Here is a 23457-nt window from a genome sequence, read left to right as displayed (position 1 = left end):
TCGTGACGCACCCAGTACCGTGTTCTTGTGCGGCTCGGTGTACTCGATGTGGGAAGCAATACCGTCCACCTGCTCGTGGTGGACGCGCATCGTGGTGGACACCCGATGCCTATGAGCTCGACGAAGTCGGCGTTGCGGCTATCGGAGAGCATGGACGACGAGGGCCGGATCACGGCCGCGGGCGCGGCTCGGCTGACCGCTACGGTAGCCGAATTCGCAAGCATCGCAAAGACTTCCGGCTGTGTGGAGTTGATGGCATTCGCCACCTCCGCGGTCCGCGAGGCGACGAACTCCGAAGAGGTGCTCGCCCGGGTGCGCCGCGAGACCGGCGTCAATCTGAAGGTGCTCTCCGGTGTCGACGAGGCTCGACACACCTTCCTCGCGGTGCGCCGCTGGTACGGCTGGAGCGCCGGACGGATTCTCAATCTGGATATCGGCGGCGGCTCACTCGAGATGAGCAACGGCGCGGACGAGGTCCCGGATGTGGCGCTGTCCCTGCAACTTGGCGCGGGCCGGCTCACCCGGGACTGGCTGCGGCACGACCCGCCGGGCAAACGCCGCGTCGCCGTGCTGCGCGACTGGCTCGACGCCGAGCTCGTGCTGCCCAGCAAGCAGCTACTCGAGCTGGGCCGCCCGGATCTGGCCGTCGGCACCTCCAAGACCTTCCGTTCGCTGGCCAGGCTGACCGGAGCCGCCCCCTCTGTTGCGGGTCCCCGAGTTCGGCGTACCCTCACCAGTTCCGGCCTGCGGCAGCTGATTGCGTTCATATCGAGAATGACGGCCGCGGACCGGGCAGAATTGGAAGGCGTTAGTTCTGATCGGTCACAACAACTCGTGGCCGGCGCGCTGGTCGCGGAGGCGAGTATGCGGGCACTGTCCCTGGACACGCTCGAAATCTGTCCCTGGGCACTGCGAGAGGGATTGATCTTGCGCAAGCTGGATACCGACCTGGATAGCGAACCGATAGTCGGCAGGCCCGACAGCGGCCTGTCGGGCCCGATCGAAACGGTGTCTCGATGACCGAGGATGCAAGTCAGCTGTCCGTCGCCGAGCTATTGGCGCGGAACGGGCAGCAGAGTGGTGCCCCCGCCGGTGGTGGGGGACGCAGACGTCGAAGTGGCCGTGGCATTTCCGTCGCGGAACTGACCGGTGATATTCCGGTGGTGAAGGCGGGATCGTCCTCACACGCCGCGCCGGACGAGGACGTAGCCGCTTCCGCACCCGAACCAGCTCCGAACGAATCGGACTATTCAAACTTTTCGAATTATTCTGATTACTCGAACTTTTCGGATTACTCAGACTTTTCAGGTTCCGGATCCCCAGCGCAGCCGGACTATTCATCCCCGGCGCAGCCGGACTATTCGTCGTACGCCCCGGTACCCGATCCGGACCCCGCGTATTCGCCACTGTCCGGTCCGATCTCGTACTACAACCCGCTGGCCCCGGCCCCGCAGCCGCCATCACTACCCGAGCCGTCCGGTCAGAACTGGTCCGCCGGCCTGGACTGGCCGCCGACCGAGAACCCGCTACAGCCGGACGGTCGCTCCACCGGCGGGGGCCGCCGCCGCAAGCCGGATCCCCTCGATGCCGACGTCTCGCCGGCTCGCCTGAACGGCACCGAAACTCCCGCGCCGCCGCGCGAGGGCGGTCGCCGCCGCCGCTACGACCCGGAAGACGACACCACCGACGAGGTGCACCCCTTCCGCGGCAACGGGGCGACCCGCGACGCCGCCTCCGACGCGATGCGCGACATCGCCGCCCGCGCCTCCCGGCCGATGGACTCCGGCCCGCGCCCGCCGCTCGACGAGCCCCCGCGCACCCAGTTCAATCCCGCGGCGTTCAATCCCGCGCCCCGGCAGCCGTTCGACGATGCGGCCCGCACCCAATTCAATCCGGCCGCCCAGCCCTGGGCCCCGCCCGGCCCGGAACCGCTGCCGCGCAACGGCCGTCCGGCCTTCGATCCGCCGCAGGCCCCCGCCGCCCCGCCGATGTCGCGTTCGGCCCGCCGGCACGCGGAGGCCCAGCAGGCCCCGCCGCAGGCGCCCCCCGGTGAGCGCCGCGGCGGCGTCGATCATGGTGCGGCCGACGGCCTTCCGGCGTGGTCCGCGCGAAGACGGCCCGGCCGTGACGATCAGCCGGTCCCCGATCAGGCCGCGGTGCCGACCGCCGCGTGGTCGTCGCTGGCGGACTCCGATCAGCAGCTGCTCTCCGGTGAATCGGTTGCCGGGGATTTGATGCGTGATGCGCAGAGCCGCGAGGACGAGCGCAATTCGCGTGCCGCCGGCAACGGCGGCAAACGGCGCGGTGGCCGCGGCCATGCTCCGGTCGCGCCGGAGCCGGAGCCCGACGACCATCTCACCGATTTCTACGAGCCGCTCGACGACGACGAGTACGAGGACGACTACGACGACGAGCCTGCGCCTTCGATGGGTGCGCGGTTCTCGGCGCTCACCCGCAAGGCCGGTGCGCTCGGCCGCAAGCCCGGACGCGCGTCGTCGGCACCCGCGCGCTCCCGCGCCAAGGGCCGTTCCGACGAGGACGAGAACCGGCGGCAGTGGCTGGTGATCGCCGGCCAGAGCGTGGGTGCGGCGGTCGCGGGCATGTTGCTGTTCAAGGGCTTCGAGCGCATGTGGGAAATGCTCCCGTGGGTTGCCCTGGCGCTGGCGATGATCGTGATTCTCGGCCTGGTCGCGCTCGTGCGCGTGCTGCGGCGCACCGATGACATTTTCTCCACTGTGATTGCCGTCGTCGTAGGCGTCTTCGTCACGCTCGGACCGCTAGCCTTTCTACTCAGTACGAACTGAGCAGGGAGCAGCAGTGGGGAATTTCGGGCAGACGCAGGGGGCGGGCACCGAGAACGGGGCGGGGGGCAGGGACGTCCGGGTCGGGCTCTCGACCGCGTCGGTGTATCCGGAGAACACCGAGGCCGCCTTCCGGTACGCGGCCGAACTCGGTTATGACGGTGTGGAACTCATGGTGTGGGCCGAACCGGCCAGCCAGTCCATTTCCACCGTGCAGCATTTCGCGCACAAATACGACATCCCCGTGCTGGCCGTGCACGCCCCGTGTCTGCTGATCTCGCAACGGGTCTGGGGGTCGGACCCGATCGCGAAGCTGACCCGCAGCGTCCACACCGCCGAGGCGTTGGGCGCGGCCACCGTGGTCGTGCATCCGCCCTTCCGCTGGCAACGGCGCTATGCCGACGGCTTCGCCAAGCAGGTTGCGGAACTGGAGAATTCGAGCCCGGTCGCGGTGGCGGTGGAGAACATGTTCCCGATGCGCGCCGACACCCTGTTCCGCGGCAGTTCGATTCAGCGCCTGGAGCGGCGCGGCGGCCCCGGCCCCTCGATCACCACCTTCAGCCCGTCCTACGACCCGACCGATGTGGGTTTCCGGCACTACACGCTCGACACCTCGCATACCGCCACGGCGGGCGTGGACCCACTGCTGCTGGCGGGTCGCATGGGATCCGGCCTCACCCATCTGCACCTGGCCGACGGCCGTGGCGCCGCCACCGACGAGCACCTGATTCCCGGCGAGGGCACCCAGCCGGTGGCCGAGCTGTGTGAAATGTTGGTGCACAACGGATTCGACGGTCAGGCGGTGATCGAGGTGAACACCCAGATGGCCCGCACCACCATGGATCGTGCCGCCATGCTGGGTCGCGCGCTGACCTTCGCCCGCACCCATCTCAACGGTTTCACTCCCGCCCCGACCCCGGAGCCGACCGCCGCGCACCGCGGATAGTGATTCATCCCACCACTGTTCCGGAATGACAGCGGGATCCGTTTACGCTGTACAAACCACACGGTGGAAGGACAGCTGGATGACAACGGAGTTGACCGTCGAATCGGATTTCACGAATGAACTGGCGAATGCGCCATTCAGTCGCGTCTGCCGCATGACCGAACTCGATTCGGCGACTCCGGAACTCGGCCGCTTTTCGGGCCTGATCGAGCCCACCTGGACCATCGGCAACAAGGTGCACGGCGGCACCATCGTCGCGGGCAGCGCGGCCGCCGCCACCGAATGGCTGCGCCGCACGGCCCCCGAACAGGCCGGCATGTTCCCGATCTCGGCCAGCACCGACTTCCTCGGCGCCCCCGATCCCGGCGAGGTCGAGTACGAGGTCCGGCTGCGCAAGGTGGGCCGCCAGATCGCCCTCGCCGACGCGAGCCTGATCCAGAACGGCCGCACCCTGGTCCGCACCGCCCTCACGTTCAGCCACCTTGACGAGGCCGATCCGCAGTACGCCGACGACCACGCCGGTGACATGCCCACGGAACCTCCGGCCGACGCCCTCGCCTACGACGAGCGCAATCCCATGGGCAAGCTCGTCCATGTGGCCCAGGGCTCCTCGGTCGCCATCGACCCGAAGTGGGCCTGCTTCCTCTCCGGCGAAAAGTCCGAACCCCGCCTGCGCCTCTGGATCCGCCCCTTCGACGGCGACGAGCAGGACCCGGACGTGTCCGCCTTCTTCGCCATGATGTCCGCCGACATGAGCCCCCCGGTCCCGATGAACCTCGGCCACTTCGGCTGGGCCCCCACGGTCCAGATGACCACCTACCTCCGCCGTCGCCCGGCCCCCGGCTGGCTGCGCGTCATCGCCCACAGCCGCGAGGTAGGCCACCGCATGTTCGATGAGGACCAACTCGTCATCGACTCGACCGGCGCAATCGTCGCGCAAAGCCGCCAACTCGCCCTGATTCCGCAACCGCGCTGACCGTTTCGGGCGGATCGTCCGGACCGTGCTCGCGGTCTTCGCTCACGCTCGATCCCCGCAGCTTCCGGGGTTCGAGGGCTTGCCCCCTGTCCTCTCCGGGGGTTCGGGGGCGGCGCCCCCGAGTTGCTTCCGGGGGTTCGGGGGCGAAGCCCCCGGGAGCCTGGCGCTAGCCTTTTCCCATGACGAGGATTGCGGTAATCGGCGGCGGCCGGATCGGGGAGGCCCTGATCGCGGGTCTGCTCGAGTCCGGGCGGGCCAACAAGGATCTGGTGGTTGTCGAGCCGGTTGCGACGCGCGCGGAGTTGCTGGCCGACCGGTTCGGTATTCGGGCTACCGACAACATCGCCGATGCCGCGAAGTCCGCCGATGTCATCGTGATCGCGGTCAAGCCGAACGATGTGGACGGCGTGGTCGCCGAGCTGGGCAAGGCCGAATTGGGCGACGACCACGATCAGGTGCTGGTCTCGCTGGCCGCCGGTGTGCCGACCGCCCGCATGGAGTCCAAGCTGCCCGCCGGTTTCCCGGTGGTGCGGGTCATGTCGAACACTCCGATGCTGGTCGGCCAGGGCATGAGCGCGATCGCGGCGGGCCGCTACGCCCGCAAGGAACAGCTGACGCTGGTCGCCGAGATGCTGGAGTCGGTCGGCAGGGTGGTGACGGTCGCGGAGTCGCAGATGGATGCGGTGACCGCGGTGTCGGGTTCGGGCCCGGCGTACTTCTTCCTGATCGTCGAGGCCATGATCGACGCCTCGGTGGGCCTGGGTCTGACCCGCGATGTGGCCACCCAGCTGGTGGTGCAGACCATGCTGGGTTCGGCCGCGCTGCTGGACGAGTCGGGTCAGTCTGCTCCGGAATTGCGTGCGGCCGTCACCTCGCCCGCGGGCACCACCGCGGCGGGTCTGCGGGAGTTGGAGCGGGGCGCGGTGCGTTCGGCTTTCCACGATGCGTTGCACGCCGCAAAACGTCGTTCCATGGAACTCGGCGCGACGTCGGACTAACGTTGACGGTGCGGGTGTAAGCGTTCCCCGCATTCCAATACTGCTCGGTTGCTAGTTTGCTGCCGGAGGCCGACTCGCCACAGCAAAGGCTGATTTCTCACACCCGTCGCAGCAATCCCACTGGTCCCGCTAAGCTTCAAGGAGCACGTGCGTGTCTGTTCCGCCGGTGGGGAAGCCGGCGGCGCGGACGTGCCGGAGGTCAGTGACGCGATGATGTCTGGAAACAGTCAAGCGAGGTCCGGAAACAGCCCAATCAACGCAAGTTCGGTCATCGGCGGAGGAACCCAGTTCCTCACCGTCGCCGAGGTCGCGAATTTGATGCGGGTATCCAAAATGACGGTGTACCGGCTGGTGCATTCGGGAGAGCTGCCCGCGGTGCGGGTGGGGCGTTCCTTCCGGGTGCACGCCAAGGCGGTGCACGACTATCTGGAGACGTCCTACTTCGATGCGGGGTAGAACGCCGGGGTAGTCCATTCGGCCCCACCCGTTTCGTTCGCCGGAGAGTGGCCCGGTAGCATGGACCGGCATCCTGTACGTGCCGGTGGTGCCGCCGGGTCCATCTCGGCCCGTATACGGGTAGGGACTGTGCAGGGTCAGACAGTGTGCACCCCGCGAAAGCGGGGATGACCCGAGAGAACGCGAGGAACAACCCTATGGGTTCTGTGATCAAGAAGCGCCGCAAGCGCATGTCGAAGAAGAAGCACCGCAAGTTGCTTCGCCGCACGCGTGTTCAGCGTCGCAAACTCGGCAAGTAAGCCCGCTGCGTCGTAGCTGGAAGCCCGTCACCGTCGGTGGCGGGCTTTCGTTTTTCACGGGTGATTGAAGTCATCGTTAGATCCTGGTTAATACCCTTCGGATGGCACCTACTCGCCGGTTACCCTTGGAGCGCGGGAATACGTGCGGTGACATTTCAAGAGCTTGGGGGCTGCGAGTGGGATCCGGTGCGGCAGGGACCCGAGACGGGCAGGCGCCCAAGGTAGTGATGGTGACCGGTGCGAGCCGGTTCTTCGGCGGCAATGTGGTGGCCCGGCTCGCGGCCGACCCTGCCATCGAACGCATCATCGCTGTGGACGCCAAACAGCCCAGTCGAGAGTTGCTGCGCCGCATGGGCCGCGCCGAATTCGTGCGCGCCGATATTCGAAATCCGTTGATCCGCAAGGTGATCGACGGTAATCAGGTGGACACGGTGGTGCATCCCGCGGCCCTGTCGCGGCCGCCTGCCGGTGGCGGTCGCGCCGCCATGAAGGACATGAACGTGCTGGGGGCCATGCAGCTGTTCGCGGTGTGCCGCAAGGCTTCCAGCGTGCGGCGGGTGGTGGTGCGTTCCTCGTCCGCCGTCTACGGGTGCAGTGCCAAGGATCCGGTGAAATTCACCGAGGAAATGGGTGCGCGCACCCCGCCGCGCGGCTGGTTCGCGCGGGACATGATCGAGGTGGAGGGTTTCGTGCGCGGGCTCGCGCGTCGGCGCCCGGATATTTCGGCCGCCATTCTGCGTTTTCCACCCATCGTGGGTCCGCAGTTGGCGAAACGTGGTGTGCAGTATTTCCGTTCGCCGATCACGCCCACCATCCTGGGTCGTGATCCGCGCATGCAACTGCTGCACGAGGAGGACGGCATCGCCGCCCTGGTGCACGGGGCCATGACGGCCCCGGGTGGCACCTTCAATGTGGCCGGGGACGGCGCCATGGCGTTGTCGCAGGCCATCCGTCGGGCCGGGCGGATCGAATTGCCCGTGCCCTACGCGGTTTTCCGCAGTGTCGGGCGCACCGTGATGGGCCCGGTGATGCGGGAGTTCACCGCGGAACAGATCGACTACTTCCATTTCGGTTGTGGTCTGGACACCACCCGGATGCGTACCGAACTCGGATTCCAGCCGCGCTGGACCACGGTGCAGGCATTCGACGACTTCATAGGGGGCGCAGCGTTGCGGCCCGTGATCGATCCCACGTGGATCGACGCCGCAGAGAACAAACTTCTCGGCCTGCTCGGGGCCGGGACGGGAGCACACCAATGAGTGATGTAGCGAAGGTGATTCGACTTCACGATGTGGACTTCGAGGCCCGGCACAATCGCCCGGCTCGAGTCTGGCCGGCGGGGGAACCGGCCGCGCTGACCCCGGTGACCTCGCTGACCGATCGGCTCGCCGAAGTCGAAGCGCGTCAGCCCAAGTCGCTGGGGGACATGATTCGGGGGACGGTCGCCGACGGGGTTCGCTACACCGCCGACTTCGCGCGCCGTCGCCTCACCGGCGACTACCTGGTCGACGAATTCGGTTTGGACGAGCACCTGCTCGAATCGGTGATCCTGCCGATGCTGCGGCCGCTGTCGGAGCTGTGGTTCCGGGTCGAGGTGTCGGGCATCGAGAACATTCCCGAGGTGGGTGGCGCGCTGATCGTGGCCAATCACGCGGGCACGGTGCCGCTGGACGGACTGATGCTGCAACTGGCCGTGCACGACCGGCATCCCAAGCAGCGCGCGCTGCGCATCATGGCCGCCGACCTGATCTTCGAGACGCCGATCATCGGCGGGCTGGCCCGCAAGGCCGGGCACACGCTGGCCTGCCCCGCGGATGCCGAAAGGCTGTTGCGCGCGGGCGAAGTCGCGGGCGTGTTCCCGGAGGGCTTCAAGGGCATCGGCAAGCCGTATTCGGACCGGTACAAGTTGCAGCGTTTCGGCCGTGGCGGTTTCGTGTCGGCGGCGGTGCGCACGGGCGTGCCGATCATTCCGTGCTCGATCGTGGGTTCGGAGGAGATCTATCCGAAGCTCGCCGATCTGAAGCCGCTGGCGCGACTGTTGGGGATCCCGTATTTCCCGGTGACACCGCTGTTCCCGCATCTGGGTCCGCTGGGCGCGATTCCGTTCCCGTCGAAGTGGTACATCGAATTCGGCGAACCGATTTCGACCGCCGGATACGAACCCGCGGACGCGGATGATCCGATGACCATGTTCGAAGTGACCGATCAGGTGCGCGAAACCATTCAGGGGACGCTGTACAAGAATCTGATCAAGCGCCGGAATCCGTTCACCGGTTAGACAATTCGCACATACATACGAGTGGCCCGGTCCAATTGGACCGGGCCACTTCGTTTTTCGACCGTGTTCTAACTGGCCTTGGCTTCGCGTTTGCGGGACAGTACCGCGGCCGCCGCGCCCCCGGCCGCGCCGAGCGCGAGTGCCGTGGGCACACCGACTTTCGCGGCCTTGCGGCCGGTGCGGAAGTCGCGAATCTCCCAGCCGCGGTTCTTGGCGACCTCGCGGAGGTCCGCGTCCGGGTTGATGGCCACCGCGGTGCCGACCAGCGAGAGCATGGGCACGTCGTTGTGGCTGTCGGAGTAGGCGGTGCAGCGCTTGAGGTTGAGGCCCTCGCGGATGGCGAGCGTGCGCACCGCGTGCGCCTTGCCGAGTCCGTGCAGGATGTCGCCGACCAGGCGGCCGGTGAAGATGCCGTCCTCGCTCTCGGCGACGGTGCCCAGCGCGCCGGTCAGTCCGAGGCGTTTCGCGATCACCTGCGCCAATTCGACCGGTGTCGCGGTGACGAGCCAGACCTGCTGGCCCGCGTCCAGATGCATCTGTGCGAGCGCCCGGGTGCCCGGCCAGATCTTGTCGGCGATGATCTCGTCGTAGATCTCCTCGCCGAGCGCGGCGAGTTCGGCGGTCGGGCGGCCGGCGATGAACGACAGCGCCTTCTCCTTGCCCGACGTCATGTCCGAGTGGCTCTCCTTGCCGGTCACCCGGAATTTGACCTGCTTCCAGGCCATATCGACGAGGTCGGAGGTCTTGAAGTATTTGCGCGTGGCCAGGCCGCGGGCGAAGTGCACGATGGACGCGCCCTGCACCATGGTGTTGTCGACGTCGAAGAAGGCCGCGGCGGTGAGGTCGCGGGCGATCGCGTGGGTCGGCGTGTCGTCGTCGTCCCGCAGCGCGAGTTCGGCGTCGTGCAGGGCGAGGGCGGCATCGGCGCTGGCCTCACCGGCGAGATTGGCGCGGACCTCTTCCTCGCTCGGACCGAACGGGCTGCGGGTGATGCGATTGAACTGATCCTGCAGGTCGGCCAGGCCCTGACCCCAGCGCGGCGCGAACTCGCCGAAGCGCCCCGCGATGAAACCCGCCCCCGGCTCTTTCGAACGTTCCGGCACCAGTACCTCCGCCTGTTAATGCGACAAGTCAACAGTAACGCCCAGGGATGACCGGAACGTAGACGCCGAACGACATATCGGGAAGTTGTTAGATGGTGGCTATGAGCGATTCCCCACATGCAGTGACTCTGTTGACCCGCAGCGGCTGTGGACTGTGCGGTACGGCACTCGAACAATTGCGCCCGATCTGCGCGGAGTTCGGGATCGAGGTCGCCACCGTGGATGTCGACGAGGCCGCCGCGACCGATCCGGGCCTGCGCGCCGAATACGGCGACCGGCTGCCGGTGGTGCTGCTGGATGGTCGTGAGCACAGCTATTTCGATGTGGACGAACCTCGTCTACGCGCCGACCTCGCGAAATAGGGTGCGATAGGGGCGTGCGCGAATGCGTGGCGCGGGGTTCTGCAACCCGAACCCCCTTCCCCGTCGCCTCCGGTGTGTCCCGTAGCGGGTTCGCGCCGATGAGGGTTGAATGAACGCGGGGCCGGAGCCCGTAGCAAAGTGACTGAATTCACCGACTTTGTGCAGGGCTTCACAAGCGGTTACGGTGGTGGCACGCAACCCGCGTTCAGCGGAAGCGACCCCCTGAACCTGACTCGACCTCGCCTGCAAGGACCGCGATGGTCTCCCGGCGTCGGGTCGACAAAAGAACCCGGACACTCACCCCCGGCCGGACGAGGAGCGCAAGCGACGTGACAGAGCAGCACGAGACGCCGCCGACTGGCGTCTCCAAGGCTCTGCAGAAGGACATCCCGCAGGCCACGGTGGCCCGGCTGGCTACGTACCTTCGCGTGCTCGCCGTACTCGCCGACGATGCTGTAGCCATCGTATCGAGTGAGGAACTGGCTGTCGCGGCGGGTGTCGGTTCGGCGAAGTTGCGCAAGGATCTTTCGTTCCTCGGGCCCAATGGGGTTCGGGGTGTCGGCTATGACGTGATCAAGCTGCGCGACCGCATCGAGGATGTGCTCGGCCTGTCCGAGGGACACCGGGTGGTGCTGGTCGGGGCGGGTCATCTGGGCCGGGCGCTGGTCGGGTACGGCGGCTTCCGCCGGCGTGGTTTCGCCATGGTCGGGTTGTTCGACAACGATCCCGCCGTGATCGGCACGGTCGTGTGCGGACTGGTCGTTCGCGATGTGGCCGAATTGGCCGATGCCGTGGCCACTCTGGAGCCGACCATCGCCGTCGTCACCGTGCCGGACACCGCCGCGCAGGGCGTCTGCGATCTGCTGGTGGCCGCCGGTGTGCAGTGCATTCTGAGTTTCTCGGCGCTGGCGCTGGACGCGCCGCCCAGCGTGGAGGTGCGGCGGGTGGATCTCGCGGTCGAGATGCAGCTGCTGTCGTTCGAGCGGGCCCGCAATGCGGAATCGGCCGCGGAGGAAGCGATGAGCGCCGCGTCCGGCGCGGCGAGCGTGGTCGCTCCCGAACTCAGCGTGATGTCGACCCCGATTCGCCGGGTCGCGACGATTCAAACCGCGGACACAACCAGCAAGGGAGCGGTGGTCCAGCCATGAGTGTGCTTCTCGTCGGCATCTCGCATCGCAGCGCACCGGTGGCGGTGCTCGAGAAGATCGCCATCACCGAGACCGACCGGCCGAAGCTGACCGACAAGATGCTGGCCTCGAGCCACGTGTCGGAGGCGATGATCGTCTCCACCTGCAACCGCATCGAGGTCTATGCGGTCGTCGACGCCTTCCACCCGGCGCTGGGTGAGATCGGCGAATTGCTCACCAAGCATTCGGGTCTGCCGCTGCCGGAGCTCACCAAGCACGCTTATGTGCGGTACGCGGAGGCCGCGGCCGAGCACCTGTTCGCGGTGGCCTCGGGCCTGGATTCGATGGTGGTCGGCGAGCAGCAGATCCTCAGTCAGATCCGCGCCGCGTACTCGGCGTCGGACGCGCAGCAGGCGTCCGGGCGCACCCTGCACGAACTGGCCCAGCACGCTTTGCGGGTCGGCAAGCGGGTGCACTCGGAGACCGGGATCGACCGCGCGGGCGCGTCGGTCGTGTCGGTGGCGCTGGATCGTGCTCGGGCCGTGCAGGGTCCGCTGGCCGGCCGCACCGCGCTGGTGCTGGGCGCGGGCGCGATGGGCGGGCTCGCGGTGGCGCAGTTGGCGCGCGGCGGGGCCGCGAAGATCCTGGTGGTGAACCGGACGCTGGAAAAGGCGCAGCGCCTGGCCAATACGGCGACCGCCATGCACGGTGTCGCGGCCGAGGCCATGGAGATCGACCGGCTGGACGAGGCGATGGCCGCCGCGGACGTGGTGGTCACCTGTACCGGCGCGGTCGGCACCGTGGTGACCCTCGCGGATGTGCATCACGCGCTGTCGGCCAAGGCCGGAACCGCTTCGGGGACGCGCGAACTGGTCATCTGCGACCTGGGCCTGCCTCGCGATGTGGACCACGCGGTGGCCGGGCTGCCGGGTGTGACCGTGATCGACATGGAGACGCTGCAGCGCGATCCGTCGGCCGGCGCGGCCGCCGACGACACCGCCGCCGCGCGCACCATCGTCGCCGACGAACTGTCCAAATACCTTGCCGGACAGCGCATGGCCGAGGTCACCCCGACCGTGGCGGCGCTGCGGCAGATGGCCGCCGACGTGGTCGAGGCCGAGCTGCTACGCCTGGATTCCCGACTACCGGGACTGGAATCCACCGAACGCGACGAAGTGGCCCGTACCGTGCGACGGGTGGTCGACAAACTGCTGCACGCGCCGACCGTCCGGGTCAAACAGCTGGCGTCCACGCCGGGCGGGGACAGCTACGCCGAGGCGCTGCGCGAGCTTTTCGAACTCAAACCCGGTGCGGCACAAGCGGTTGCCGCGCCCATGGAGATCTCTGCCCTGCAGGGCGAACTGGCGGACGATTTCACCGCCGCCCACCCGGGTGAGGAACAGGGGCTGACCCAATGACCGGAGCTATGGTGCACGAGAACGAGACAACGATCCGCGGGACATCCGATGCCCCTTGGCGCATCGGAACACGCGGTAGTCTGCTGGCCCTCACCCAGGCCGGGCATGTGCGCGACGCCCTGATCGCCAATGGTCAGCAGGCCGAGCTGGTGATCGTGAAGACCGCCGGTGACCAGAACGCCACCGATCCGGTGTCGAAGATCGGTGTCGGTGTGTTCACCGCCGCGCTGCGCGAGGAATTGGCCGCCGGCGCCGTCGATATCGCGGTGCACTCGTACAAGGATCTGCCGACCGCGCAGGACCCGCTGTTCAATATCGCGGCGATTCCGCCCCGCCAGGATCCGCGCGACGCGCTCGTCGCGCGTGACGGCCTGGTGCTGGGCGAGTTGCCCGCGGGCGCTCGGGTCGGCACCTCCGCGCCGCGCCGGGGCGCGCAGTTGAAGGCGCTGGGCCTCGGCATCGAGATCGTGCCGCTGCGCGGCAATCTCGACACCCGCATTTCCAAGGTCGTCAACGGTGAACTCGATGCCGTCGTGGTGGCGCGGGCCGGGCTGGCCCGTATCGACCGCCTCGACGCCGTCACCGAATCCCTCGAACCGGTGCAGATGCTGCCCGCGCCCGCCCAGGGCGCGCTGGCGGTCGAATGCCGCAGCGAGGACACCGAACTCGTGACCATCCTGTCCGCCCTCGACGATGCCGGGACCCGGGCCGCGATCACCGCGGAACGGTCGCTGCTGGCCGAACTGGAGGCGGGCTGCACCGCACCGATCGGTGCGCTGGCCGATGTCGTCGAATCGCTCGACGATGACGGCCGGGTGGTGGAGGAACTGTCGCTGCGCGCCTGCGCGGCGGCGATCGATGGCTCGGATGTGATCCGGGCTTCAGTGGTCGGTCCAGTGGCGGATGCCGAAAAACTGGGTCGTGCACTGGCGCGTGAGCTCTTGGAGCTGGGGGCGCGCGAACTGCTCAGCGTGACAGAGGAATCCGCTGAGACCGATGACGACCGCAATCCCAGCCCAATGGAGAACCAAGGATGAGCCGAGTGACGAAGAAGAATCCCGGTCGGATCCTTTTCGTGGGGTCCGGGCCCGGCGATCCGGCGCTGCTCACCGTGCGTGCTCGGGAGGTGATCGGCCGGGCGACGCTGGCGTTCACCGATCCCGATGTCGACAAGGGCGTGCTCGCCCTGATCGGCAGCGCGGTCGAGGAGGATCCGGACGGTACCCGTCCCGTCGATGTGCGCCCCGCGCTGGGTGACGCCGCCGAGGTGGCGAAGACCCTGATCGCCGAGGCGCGCAATGGATCCGACGTGGTGCGGCTGGTGTCCGGCGATCCGATGACCACCGATTCGGTCATCCTGGAGATCAATGCCGTCACCCGCTCGCACCTGAACTTCGAGGTGCTGCCGGGTCTTTCGGCCGGGAGCACCGTGCCCGCCTACGCGGGTATCGAATTGGGCTCCAGCCACTCCGAGGTGGATGTGCGCGGTGAGGTGGACTGGGCGGCCGTGGCGGCCGCGCCGGGACCGCTGGTGCTGCACGCCACCTCCGGGCATCTGGCCGAGACCGCTTCCGCGCTGGTGGAACACGGTATGGCGCCGCAGACCCCGGTCGCGGTGACCGTGCGCGGCACCACCCGGCAGCAGCGCACCATCGATGCCACGCTGGCGACGCTGAACAATGCCGCTTCCGAACTGGTCGGGCCGCTCGTGGTCACGGTCGGTAAAGAGGTGGAGCGGCGTGCCAAGACTTCCTGGTGGGAGTCGCGGGCGCTCTACGGCTGGACCGTCCTGGTGCCGCGCACCAAGGAGCAGGCCGGCGAGATGAGCGAGAAGCTCGTCAACCACGGCGCCATCCCCATGGAGGTCCCGACCATCGCGGTCGAGCCGCCGCGCAGCCCCGCGCAGATGGAGCGCGCGGTCAAGGGTCTGGTCGACGGCCGCTACCAGTGGGTGGTCTTCACCTCCACCAACGCGGTGCGCGCGGTGTGGGAGAAGTTCGGCGAATTCGGTTTGGACGCCCGTGCTTTCAGCGGCGTGAAGATCGCCTGCGTCGGTGAGGCGACCGCGGAGAAGGTGCGCTCCTTCGGCATCAACCCCGAGCTGGTGCCGTCGGGTGAGCAGTCCTCCGAGGGCCTGCTGGCCGACTTCCCGCCCTACGACGACGTTTTCGACCCGGTCAACCGGGTGCTGCTGCCGCGCGCGGACATCGCCACCGAGACCCTCGCCGAGGGTTTGCGCGACCGCGGCTGGGAGATCGACGACGTCACCGCATACCGCACCGTCCGTGCCTCCCCGCCGCCCGCGGAGACCCGCGAGATGATCAAGACCGGCGGTTTCGACGCGGTCCTGTTCACCTCGTCCTCCACGGTCCGCAACCTGGTCGGCATCGCCGGCAAGCCGCACGCCCGCACCATCGTGGCCTGCATCGGCCCGAAGACCGCCGAGACGGCAATCGAATTCGGCCTGCGCGTAGACGTCCAGCCCGAAATCGCCCAGGTAGGCCCCCTCGTCGAGGCCCTCGCCGAGCACGCCGCCCACCTCCGCGCCGAGGGCCTCCTGCCCCCGCCCCGCAAGAAGAGCCGCCGCAGCCGCTGAGCTCCGGCACAGATCAGGCCACGGGCCCCGCATCCGACGATGCGGGGCCCGTACCGTTTTCGGTCCTCGGCCCAGCCCATAGAAATGCTGGCATTTCAATTCTTGGCTGAATGCCTACTCTGCGTTGAGCATTCGATCCCGAAGGGGGAACGCCGATGAAGCGCACCGCAGCCGGCCTGGCCATGATCACGGGGACCGCTCTCGCGGCCCTCGCTCCCGCGGCGCAGGCCGTGCCCGTCCCACTGGAACAGGCTCCCGCGGTGACGCAGACCGCTACCCCGGTGGACCTCTCCCCGGGGAGTTCGGCGATCTGGAACGTGCTCTATGCGGGCAGTGGGATCGGGCGCACGCTGGACCAGATGCTGGGCGACCCGGTCGGTTCCCTGTTGTACGACACCGGCTCGATGCATACCCCCGGTGGTGGTGATTCGCACACGTGATCAGCGCTGGGCCGCCATCGGACCGGGCAGGTGCCCATGGAAGTGCTGGCGGTGGAAGTTCCGGCGTTTCGGATCGACTCGGAATGCGTAGGCTGCGTTCGGGATTCGATCTCCGCAGACCGACGCCCCGTGGTGGAGGCTCTCCGACGTCCTCTTGTGCGGTCGTCGGAGAGCTTCCCTCGTCATTCAGCGCTGTGTTCGCAAGTTCAGCGCTGGGCCGCCATCAGGCGGCGGACCATGCGGCAGGTGGCATCCGAGGGCCAGTGCACGCCGACGACTTCGGCGGTCTCGCGGATCCTCTCGTTCGTAGCCTGGTCCGGGCTGAAAGACCCGGAGTCCAGGAGCGCGATGGCCAGTCGCATCGCCTTCAGCCGGCGATTGTGCGAGATGTACCACGAGCGCGGACGGCCCGCGGGCAGTGGCTGCTTGGCGAGTGGCATCCACGGGTGATCGATCGCTTCCCCCTTCTTCGGCACTCCGCTCTGGTTCCTCTTGTCGGACATGCTGGTAACAGCTGCGAGCACGACCATTCCTCCCGTCGCGATCAGAGATCACGCCGACTTTCGAACGGCGCGATCTCATCGAACACATCTTCGATTCTACTCGGGACCACCGACAAAAATCGCTGCTCACAATGACTTTCAAGGTCACGGTCGACCGGCCCGACCGGGCGCGCGCACCCGGTGCACGGGGCGGGCATATCATGCGGGTATGACCGGAATGGACCGCCCTCGGCGGTTGCGCCGCACTCCCGCCATGCGTCGGCTCGTCGCCGAGACCAGCCTGGAGCCGCGGCATCTGATTCTGCCCATGTTCGTCGCCGACGGGCTCGACGAGGCACGCGAAATCTCTTCCATGCCAGGCGTTTACCAGCACACCATGGATTCGCTGCGCAAGGCCGCCGTGGAGGCGGTGACGGCGGGGGTCGGCGGGCTCATGCTGTTCGGCGTGCCGAAGACGGAGGACAAGGACGCGATCGGCAGCGGCGCCAGCGATCCCGACGGGATCCTGAACCGCGGGCTGCGGGCGCTGGTGCACGAGGTCGGCGGGTCGACGGTCGTGATGGCCGACACCTGCCTCGACGAGTTCACCGACCACGGGCACTGCGGCGTGCTCGACGCCGACGGCGCGGTCGACAATGACGCCACCCTGACCCGCTACGTGGAAATGGCGCTGGCACAGGCGGAAACCGGCGCCGACCTGCTCGGCACCAGCGGCATGATGGACGGCCAGGTGGGCGCGATCCGCGACGGCCTGGACGCCGCCGGATACGCCGACACCGGCATCCTCGCCTACGCGGCCAAGTACGCCTCGGCCTTCTACGGCCCGTTCCGGGAGGCGGTCGGTTCCTCGCTGCAGGGCGATCGCCGCACCTACCAACAGGATCCGGCCAACCGCCGCGAGGCGATCCGCGAGCTGGAACTGGATCTCATGGAGGGCGCGGACATCGTCATGGTCAAGCCGGCCATGTCGTATCTGGATATTCTGCGCGAGGTCGCGGACCGCTCCACCGTGCCGGTGGCGGCCTATCAGATCTCCGGCGAGTACGCGATGATCACCGCGGCCGCGCAGAACGGCTGGATCGATCGCAAGGGCGCGATCCTGGAATCGCTGTTGGGCATCCGGCGCGCGGGTGCGGATATGGTGCTCACCTACTGGGCCACCGAAGCCGCGCACTGGCTGGCGTGAGCCGGATCGAGTAGCTGTAGACGTGAATCCGATGGTCCCGCCGGGCATTTCGCGCCCGGTTCCGGAAGACGTGCGCACCGCCGGTCAACTCTGGTACGCGGCCTTGGCGGTCGGTCTGGTGCAGTTGATCGCCACCCTGATCGCCCAGTTCGGGCAGCGGCAGGAACTGGCGCAGCAGATGTTCGACCAGGTGAAGGCGCAGCAGCCGACCGTGACGCTGTCGCAGGTGCAAGCCATGACCACGATCGTGTTCGTGCTGGTGGCGCTGTTCTGGCTGGTGCTCACCGGCATCGGCGTGGCGGTGGTCTATCAGCTGGGTCGCGGAAAGAACTGGGCGCGTGCGCTTCTCGCCGGCTTCGGGATCTTCCTGGTGATCGGCGCGGTGAGCACCCTGTTCGGATTCGGTGGCAAGGGCGGGGCGGCCGGATTGGTCGCGGGCGGTGCCGGAATCGTGCAGGCGGTGCTGGCCGGCGGAGCCGTATTCCTTTGCTACCGAGCCGAATCCGAGGCTTTCTTCCGTCCCCCGCCCCAGTAAGTACTCCCGAGTTTGTTACGGGCGTACTAACGGGTAAGGTGAGGGCAGTCACACGGAATTTCGGGAACCGGCAGCCCACCGCCATACGTTGTGTTTTGGCGCATCGGGCTCTGGGAAGGCGGAGGCAACGATGCGAGTGGTGATCCAGCAGCCGCACAGCCTGCGGCGCGATGTGTTGGTGCTGAGTCTGCTGTTCCTCTTCGGACTGCTCACCCTCGCCGTGCTGTTGATTCCGGGCCTGGCCCGCTGATCGATCCCGCGCTCTCTACGCTCGACCCATGAGTGAGTCCATCGACGCCCCCGGGGCCGTGCTGTTCTCCGAACCCGGCGCGCGCTGGCGGACCATCGCCTACGGGCCCGCGCTGTGCGCGATCATCCTGCTGGTCGAGGTGATTCGCGGCGGCGCCATCCACTGGTTCGGACTGCTGTTCTGCGGTCTGCTGCTGGCCGGATTCGTCTGGTTGCAGGTGGTGGCGGGCAAGCGGCACATCAGTGTCGAGCTGACCGCGGACACGCTGCGGGAGGGCACCGAAACGCTGGCGCTGCGCGACATTGCCGAGGTGCTGCCGGAGGATGACGAGGAGTCCTGGGATTATGAGGACTGGCAGTCGGCGCGGGCACTGGGTGAACTGAGCGGAGTGCCGCGGCGGCGCAAGGGAATCGGGCTCAAGCTCACCGACGGCCGGCTGGTGCAGGCCTGGGCGCGAGACCACGTCACCTTGCGTGCCGAGTTGACGGCCGCGCTGGAGCGGTCGAACGGTGGATCGGTCGAGGAGAAGGAGGCGCAGTGATGCGGTGGCTGACCGTGTTCGCCGAATTCGTGCTCGTACCGCTGCTGGTGGTGGCGGCGGTGTGGTGCTGGCGCAATGGCATTCAGACCACCGTGTTCCAGCCGCAGGGTGAAGTCCCGCAGTACAACGCCACGCGATATGCGGGGCCGTGGCTGGCCGTCGGCGCGGTCGCGGCGATCGGGGCCGGGTTGCTGCTGATCGATGTGCTGGCGCGGGCCTTCCGCCGGGCGCGCTGACTTTTCGTCGGGCGCGCGTTATTCGTCGGGCGCGCCGCCTGTTTCACCGCGACACACCGCTGCCGGGGGTGCGAAGTCGGGTTTTGTCTTGGTGGGGCCGGGGTAAGCGCGGAACATGATGGGCATGAAGCGCACAGATCTCGTGAAACGTATCGCCGCGGCGGTGCTGGCCACCGGGGTTGTCGGCGCTGTGGCCGCGGCTCCGGCCGCCGCCTCGGTGGCTACCGTCCCGGATTTCCGGTCGCAGCCCGCATCGACATCGTGGCAGGACCTACTACCGCCACAATTGGATTGCCTGCTGTCCACCGGATGGGCGGCATTCTGCCTGGGGATTCCGCTCTCGTAGCGGATCGTGTCAAGGGCGGGTGGCGGCGCGACCGCAGACCGTGCCGCCATTAGCCCCAGTTCTGGTAAATATCCAGCACTCGTCCGCCGCGCGACCCCGGAGCATTGAAGAAGACCACCACGTTGCCGTCCGGGTGATCACCGGCTTCCATGATCACCTGCCGCAGTGAGGCGTGCACGCCGCCCTTGTCGTCCTTATAGATCGCGGTATCGGGTTGCAGTCCCGCGCCCATTCGGCTCAAGGGGACGAACATGCTGATCACTGCGGGTAATGGACCATCGGCGATGGCGACGGTCTCGTCGTGTGACAACGCCACACCGACGCGGCCCTGATCGATCTGAGCCACCGGCACTCCGGCGGACGCCACGCCTCCCGCGGCCATCATCCCGATCGCAGCCGCTGCGATTCCAACCCCGAACAGAACGACTCTCATCCGTCTCGCCCTCTCGCTGAAGCCGCCACCTGCGTCGAGACATTACGCACCGGCAATCCACTAGCGAATAACGTTGTCCGAAACTCACTCCGGCGTGTTGCGCTCGGCGCGTCCAGGGGGATGGCGGGGTTGCCTCCGGGATGCGGAGTTCACCTCGAGGTGCGAGTATGGCGGGTTCGGCTGTGGGAGAGCCCACTCGACTACACCCTGTCGTCGACGGAGCCGGGGGCGGCTGAGAGACTGGGTGCCGTGAGTTCTTCTCCGCGTGTGAGCCAGGTGTCGGTCCCGGTCTCAGCTCAACTTTTCGAACGCGCCGCGGCGGTCATTCCGGGTGGCGTGAATTCGCCCGTGCGCGCGTTCAACTCCGTGGGCGGGACGCCGCGATTCATCGCGTCCGCGCGCGGTTGCACGCTGACCGATGCCGACGGCAACGAGTACGTGGACCTGGTGTGTTCGTGGGGTCCGATGATTCTCGGGCACGCGCACCCGGCCGTGGTCGAGGCGGTGCAGCGCGCGGCCACCGGCGGGCTGTCCTTCGGTGCGCCGACCGAGGCGGAAATCGAACTCGCCGAGGCCATCGCGGGCCGGGTCGCACCGGTCGATCGGGTCCGGCTGGTGAACTCCGGCACCGAGGCCACCATGAGCGCGGTCCGGCTGGCGCGCGGTTTCACCGGGCGCAGCAAGATCGTGAAGTTCAGCGGCTGCTACCACGGTCATGTGGACGCGTTGCTGGCCGACGCGGGTTCGGGTGTCGCCACCCTCGGCCTGCCGACCTCGCCGGGTGTCACCGGCGCGCAGGCGGCCGACACCATCGTGCTGCCGTACAACGACCTCGAGGCCGTGGCCGCGGTGTTCGCGGCGAATCCGGGCGAGATCGCCTGTGTCATCACCGAGGCCGCGGCCGGCAATATGGGCGCGGTCGCGCCGGTCCCCGGCTTCAACGCGGGGCTGCGCAAGCTGACCGCCGAGCACGGCGCGCTGCTCATCATGGACGAGGTCATGACCGGGTTCCGGGTCAGCCATTCGGGCTGGTTCGGTATCGACGGGGTGGCCGGTGACCTCTACACCTTCGGCAAGGTGATGAGCGGCGGCCTGCCCGCCGCCGCGTTCGGCGGGCGCGCCGACATCATGAACCACCTGGCCCCGATGGGCCCGGTCTATCAGGCGGGCACATTGTCGGGGAACCCGGTCGCGGTGGCCGCGGGTCTGGCCACCTTGCGCACCGCCGACGAGCAGGTCTACGCGACGCTGAACAAGAACGCCGAACGACTGGGCGGGCTGATGACCGACGCGTTGACCGCCGAAGGCGTCGCGCACCGGGTGCAATTCGCGGGCAATATGGTGAGCGTGTTCTTCGCCGAGAACCCGGTCACGGACTACGCCGCCGCGAAGGCGGCCGAAACCTGGCGTTTCCCAGCCTTCTTCCACGCACTGCTGGATGCGGGCGTGTACGCGCCGCCGAGCGCCTTCGAAGCCTGGTTCGTCTCCGCCGCCCTCGACGAGGACGCGTTCGATCGCATCGCCGCCGCCCTCCCCGCCGCCGCGCGCGCCGCGGCGGCCGCCACCCCCGAAGGATCCGCCGCGTGAGCTCCGCCCACCCCGACTCCGGCCTACCCGCCCCCGCCCCCCACGAGGCCCCTCTCTCCGCCGCCGAGGCCAACCGCCTGCTGGACTCCATCCGCCAGGCCGAACACGAACTGGCCGTCACCGGCGAACACATCGCCGTCTCCCCGTCCGAACCCGCCACCGCCACACCGGAATCCGACACTTCCGGCGAGGTTTCGGCGGTTGCGGCGCTGGCCGACACAGTCCTCGCCGAGTCGATCGACTCTGCTACCGCGGCAAACGAATCCGGCGAGTCCAGCCAGGTGTCGGCGGCTCCCGCGCAGGGCGACGTCCCCGCGGAGGCCGTCGAGCAGGTCTTCGAGGCGGCAGTGTCTGCTGCCGAGGAATTTGCGGCGCCGAATATGGAAGAGGCCGTCGTCGGTGCGGACGAGTATCCTGCGGCGGTCGCTATCGACGCCGTGGTCGAGTCCGCCGCTCCGGCAGGCGAATCGGGTGAATCCGGCGTGATCGGTGCGCTGCCGGGGCAGTTCGCGGCCGAGGTGGCCGGGCACGGTTCCGATGGTGTGGTCGTCGGTTCTGCCGCCGAGGTGTTCGCGGCCGTGGCCACGGCCGCCGATGAATTCGTCGCGGGTGAGGACGATCCCGAGTCCGCTGCGCGGGTGTCGGAGTTCGTCGAGTCTGCCGCGTTCGTCGCCGAAGTTGTGGTCGAGATCGACCCTGCCGACGATGCTGCCGAGGCGCCCGTGGCCGACGAGCCGATCACGGACGAGGTCGAGGTGGTCGAGTCCACCGTCGCCGTGAGCGGGCTGATTCTGCCCGGTGATGTGGCTAATGATGTCGAGACGATCGTGCATGTGATGCGGCACGGTGAGGTGCACAATCCCAAGGGGATTCTGTACGGGCGGTTGTCCGGGTTCGGGTTGTCGGTGACGGGCCGGGCGCAGGCGCAGACGGTGGCGCGGTCGCTGGTCGATCACGATATCGCGCTGGTGGTGGCGTCGCCGTTGCAGCGGGCGCAGGAGACCGCGGAGCCGATCGCGCTCGGGCACGGGCTGACCATTCGCACCGACGAGAACTTGATCGAGGCGGGCAATACCTTCGAGGGCCTGCGGGTTTCACCGAAGGCGCTGCGTAAGCCCCGGCACTGGTTGAAGCTGCGGGACCCGTTCACGCCGTCGTGGGGTGAGCCGTATCTGCAGATCGCGCACCGCATGCTGGCCGCGGTGAACAAGGCGCGGGTGGAGGCCGCCGGTCGGGAGGCCGTGCTGGTTTCGCATCAGCTGCCGGTGTGGACGCTGCGCCGCTTCCTGCAGGGGCAGCGGCTGTGGCACGATCCGCGCAACCGGCAGTGCTCGCTCGCCTCGCTGACTTCGCTTGTCTACCAGGGCGATACGTTGATCGACATCGTGTATTCGGAACCGGCCGGTGCGTCGGATCCCGCGGTGACCGGAGCATGAGACTGCGGCGTGCGGCGGTGGCACTGGCGGGCCTGAGTGTGGCCGCCGTGCTGACCGGGTGTTCGACGGCGGGCAAGGACGCGGTGGCGCAGGGCGGCACCTTCGACTTCGTCTCGCCGGGCGGCAAGACCGAGATCTTCTACGATCCGCCGTCCGCACGCGGCACCATCGGCAAGCTGTCGGGTCCGGATCTGATGCACGACGGCAAGACCGTCGGCGTCGACGATTTCCCGGGCAAGGTCGTGGTCGTCAATATCTGGGGCCAGTGGTGTGGCCCGTGCCGCGCGGAAGCCCCGGCGCTGGAACAGGTTTACGACGCGAGCAAGGACAAGGCCGTCGCCTTCCTGGGCATCAATGTCCGCGACAATCAGAAGGACAAGGCCCAGGATTTCGTGACCGACAACAAGGTCGGTTACCCCTCGATCTACGACCCGTCCATGCGCAGCCTGCTCGCCCTCGGCGGCAAGTTCCCGACCAGCGTCATCCCGACCACCATCGTGCTGGACAAGCAGCATCGGGTGGCGGCGGTGTTCCTGCGCGCGCTGCTGGCGCAGGATCTGCAGCCGGTGGTCGACAAGCTGGCGCAGGAGCCGTCGTGAACCAG

General features: G+C 67.9%; 26 protein-coding genes. 23 read left to right on the top strand and 3 right to left on the bottom strand.

Features of this window, described 5'->3' with window-relative positions; translation table 11 throughout:
- Window positions 1-27: 27 nt before the first annotated feature.
- The 9 genes from ACFXHA_RS24375 to ACFXHA_RS24335 all read left to right on the top strand — a co-directional run bounded on the left by ACFXHA_RS24375 (window position 28) and on the right by ACFXHA_RS24335 (window position 8754).
- Window positions 28-1020 (top strand): hypothetical protein, encoded by a 993-nt coding sequence (locus ACFXHA_RS24375; RefSeq protein WP_379360421.1) that lies wholly within the window; start codon window positions 28-30, stop codon window positions 1018-1020.
- Window positions 1017-2804, top strand: a complete 1788-nt coding sequence (locus tag ACFXHA_RS24370) for a hypothetical protein (protein WP_379360419.1) — start codon at window positions 1017-1019, stop codon at window positions 2802-2804. Before ACFXHA_RS24375 ends, ACFXHA_RS24370 begins: the two co-directional genes overlap by 4 nt.
- 13 nt (window positions 2805-2817) lie before the next feature.
- Entirely contained in the window at window positions 2818-3747 is a 930-nt protein-coding gene (locus ACFXHA_RS24365; RefSeq protein ID WP_379360417.1) for a sugar phosphate isomerase/epimerase family protein, read from the top strand.
- 154 nt (window positions 3748-3901) lie between these two features.
- Entirely contained in the window at window positions 3902-4723 is an 822-nt protein-coding gene (locus ACFXHA_RS24360; protein ID WP_379360415.1) for a thioesterase family protein, read from the top strand.
- Between the two features lie 179 nt (window positions 4724-4902).
- Window positions 4903-5721 carry a pyrroline-5-carboxylate reductase gene (proC, locus tag ACFXHA_RS24355; RefSeq protein ID WP_379360413.1) on the top strand — a complete coding sequence of 273 codons (819 nt, stop codon included), beginning with the start codon at window positions 4903-4905 and terminating at the stop codon, window positions 5719-5721.
- 213 nt (window positions 5722-5934) lie between these two features.
- Complete coding sequence (locus ACFXHA_RS24350) at window positions 5935-6177, top strand: excisionase family DNA-binding protein (RefSeq protein WP_040813644.1); 243 nt, start codon at window positions 5935-5937, stop codon at window positions 6175-6177.
- Between the two features lie 197 nt (window positions 6178-6374).
- On the top strand, window positions 6375-6476 hold the full coding sequence (locus ACFXHA_RS24345) for a 30S ribosomal protein bS22 (protein ID WP_003402602.1): 102 nt from the start codon (window positions 6375-6377) through the stop codon (window positions 6474-6476).
- Window positions 6477-6703: 227 nt separating this feature from the next.
- Window positions 6704-7735 carry an NAD-dependent epimerase/dehydratase family protein gene (locus ACFXHA_RS24340; protein WP_379360411.1) on the top strand — a complete coding sequence of 344 codons (1032 nt, stop codon included), beginning with the start codon at window positions 6704-6706 and terminating at the stop codon, window positions 7733-7735.
- Window positions 7732-8754: a lysophospholipid acyltransferase family protein gene (locus tag ACFXHA_RS24335; RefSeq protein ID WP_379360409.1), complete on the top strand. Its 1023-nt coding sequence runs from the start codon at window positions 7732-7734 to the stop codon at window positions 8752-8754. The genes ACFXHA_RS24340 and ACFXHA_RS24335 overlap by 4 nt, the downstream gene beginning before the upstream one ends.
- A gap of 68 nt (window positions 8755-8822) precedes the next feature.
- On the opposite strand, the gene ACFXHA_RS24330 is transcribed toward ACFXHA_RS24335, so the two are convergent.
- Window positions 8823-9857 (bottom strand): HAD family hydrolase, encoded by a 1035-nt coding sequence (locus ACFXHA_RS24330; protein ID WP_379360407.1) that lies wholly within the window; start codon window positions 9855-9857, stop codon window positions 8823-8825.
- Window positions 9858-9958: 101 nt separating this feature from the next.
- Between ACFXHA_RS24330 and ACFXHA_RS24325 the strand changes: the two genes are divergently transcribed.
- The 6 genes from ACFXHA_RS24325 to ACFXHA_RS24300 all read left to right on the top strand — a co-directional run bounded on the left by ACFXHA_RS24325 (window position 9959) and on the right by ACFXHA_RS24300 (window position 15800).
- Window positions 9959-10219: a glutaredoxin family protein gene (locus tag ACFXHA_RS24325; protein ID WP_379360405.1), complete on the top strand. Its 261-nt coding sequence runs from the start codon at window positions 9959-9961 to the stop codon at window positions 10217-10219.
- Window positions 10220-10548: 329 nt separating this feature from the next.
- The gene (locus tag ACFXHA_RS24320) at window positions 10549-11367 is read left to right on the top strand and encodes a redox-sensing transcriptional repressor Rex (protein ID WP_379360403.1); all 819 of its coding nucleotides are present in this window, start codon (window positions 10549-10551) and stop codon (window positions 11365-11367) included.
- Window positions 11364-12764, top strand: coding sequence for a glutamyl-tRNA reductase (locus tag ACFXHA_RS24315; protein ID WP_379360401.1), 1401 nt, complete (start codon window positions 11364-11366; stop codon window positions 12762-12764). The genes ACFXHA_RS24320 and ACFXHA_RS24315 overlap by 4 nt, the downstream gene beginning before the upstream one ends.
- Window positions 12765-12772: 8 nt before the next feature.
- Window positions 12773-13801, top strand: coding sequence for a hydroxymethylbilane synthase (gene hemC, locus ACFXHA_RS24310; protein WP_379360709.1), 1029 nt, complete (start codon window positions 12773-12775; stop codon window positions 13799-13801).
- Window positions 13798-15360, top strand: coding sequence for a uroporphyrinogen-III synthase (locus ACFXHA_RS24305; RefSeq protein WP_379360399.1), 1563 nt, complete (start codon window positions 13798-13800; stop codon window positions 15358-15360). Before hemC ends, ACFXHA_RS24305 begins: the two co-directional genes overlap by 4 nt.
- A 155-nt stretch (window positions 15361-15515) precedes the next feature.
- Entirely contained in the window at window positions 15516-15800 is a 285-nt protein-coding gene (locus ACFXHA_RS24300; RefSeq protein WP_379360397.1) for a hypothetical protein, read from the top strand.
- A 206-nt stretch (window positions 15801-16006) separates the two neighbouring features.
- Here the strand turns inward: ACFXHA_RS24300 and ACFXHA_RS24295 are convergent, their stop codons facing one another.
- Entirely contained in the window at window positions 16007-16324 is a 318-nt protein-coding gene (locus tag ACFXHA_RS24295; RefSeq protein ID WP_379360396.1) for a hypothetical protein, read from the bottom strand.
- Window positions 16325-16511: 187 nt separating this feature from the next.
- Between ACFXHA_RS24295 and hemB the strand changes: the two genes are divergently transcribed.
- The 5 genes from hemB (at window position 16512) to ACFXHA_RS24270 (ending at window position 19397) form a co-directional block, all read left to right on the top strand.
- Window positions 16512-17489 carry a porphobilinogen synthase gene (gene hemB, locus ACFXHA_RS24290; RefSeq protein WP_379360394.1) on the top strand — a complete coding sequence of 326 codons (978 nt, stop codon included), beginning with the start codon at window positions 16512-16514 and terminating at the stop codon, window positions 17487-17489.
- Window positions 17490-17520: 31 nt separating this feature from the next.
- On the top strand, window positions 17521-18024 hold the full coding sequence (locus ACFXHA_RS24285; RefSeq protein WP_379360707.1) for a hypothetical protein: 504 nt from the start codon (window positions 17521-17523) through the stop codon (window positions 18022-18024).
- Between the two features lie 278 nt (window positions 18025-18302).
- On the top strand, window positions 18303-18815 hold the full coding sequence (locus tag ACFXHA_RS24280; RefSeq protein ID WP_379360392.1) for a hypothetical protein: 513 nt from the start codon (window positions 18303-18305) through the stop codon (window positions 18813-18815).
- Window positions 18815-19051: a hypothetical protein gene (locus ACFXHA_RS24275; RefSeq protein ID WP_379360390.1), complete on the top strand. Its 237-nt coding sequence runs from the start codon at window positions 18815-18817 to the stop codon at window positions 19049-19051. The genes ACFXHA_RS24280 and ACFXHA_RS24275 overlap by 1 nt, the downstream gene beginning before the upstream one ends.
- Window positions 19052-19175: 124 nt before the next feature.
- Entirely contained in the window at window positions 19176-19397 is a 222-nt protein-coding gene (locus ACFXHA_RS24270; protein WP_379360388.1) for a hypothetical protein, read from the top strand.
- A gap of 49 nt (window positions 19398-19446) precedes the next feature.
- Here the strand turns inward: ACFXHA_RS24270 and ACFXHA_RS24265 are convergent, their stop codons facing one another.
- Complete coding sequence (locus ACFXHA_RS24265) at window positions 19447-19830, bottom strand: hypothetical protein (RefSeq protein WP_379360386.1); 384 nt, start codon at window positions 19828-19830, stop codon at window positions 19447-19449.
- Window positions 19831-20079: 249 nt separating this feature from the next.
- Between ACFXHA_RS24265 and hemL the strand changes: the two genes are divergently transcribed.
- The 3 genes from hemL (at window position 20080) to ACFXHA_RS24250 (ending at window position 23452) form a co-directional block, all read left to right on the top strand.
- Complete coding sequence (hemL, locus tag ACFXHA_RS24260) at window positions 20080-21417, top strand: glutamate-1-semialdehyde 2,1-aminomutase (protein ID WP_379360384.1); 1338 nt, start codon at window positions 20080-20082, stop codon at window positions 21415-21417.
- Window positions 21418-22253: 836 nt separating this feature from the next.
- Window positions 22254-22853 (top strand): histidine phosphatase family protein, encoded by a 600-nt coding sequence (locus tag ACFXHA_RS24255; protein WP_379360705.1) that lies wholly within the window; start codon window positions 22254-22256, stop codon window positions 22851-22853.
- A complete protein-coding gene (locus ACFXHA_RS24250) occupies window positions 22850-23452 on the top strand; it encodes a TlpA family protein disulfide reductase (RefSeq protein ID WP_379360382.1) in 603 nt (200 codons plus the stop codon). Before ACFXHA_RS24255 ends, ACFXHA_RS24250 begins: the two co-directional genes overlap by 4 nt.
- The last annotated feature ends 5 nt before the right edge of the window (window positions 23453-23457 follow it).

The sequence above is a fragment of the Nocardia sp. NPDC059240 genome, from assembly GCF_042753865.1.
In the GTDB taxonomy this organism is placed as follows: domain Bacteria; phylum Actinomycetota; class Actinomycetes; order Mycobacteriales; family Mycobacteriaceae; genus Nocardia.
The sequence above is the reverse complement of the archived record's forward strand: the minus strand, read 5'-3'. Positions and strand labels throughout refer to the sequence as shown.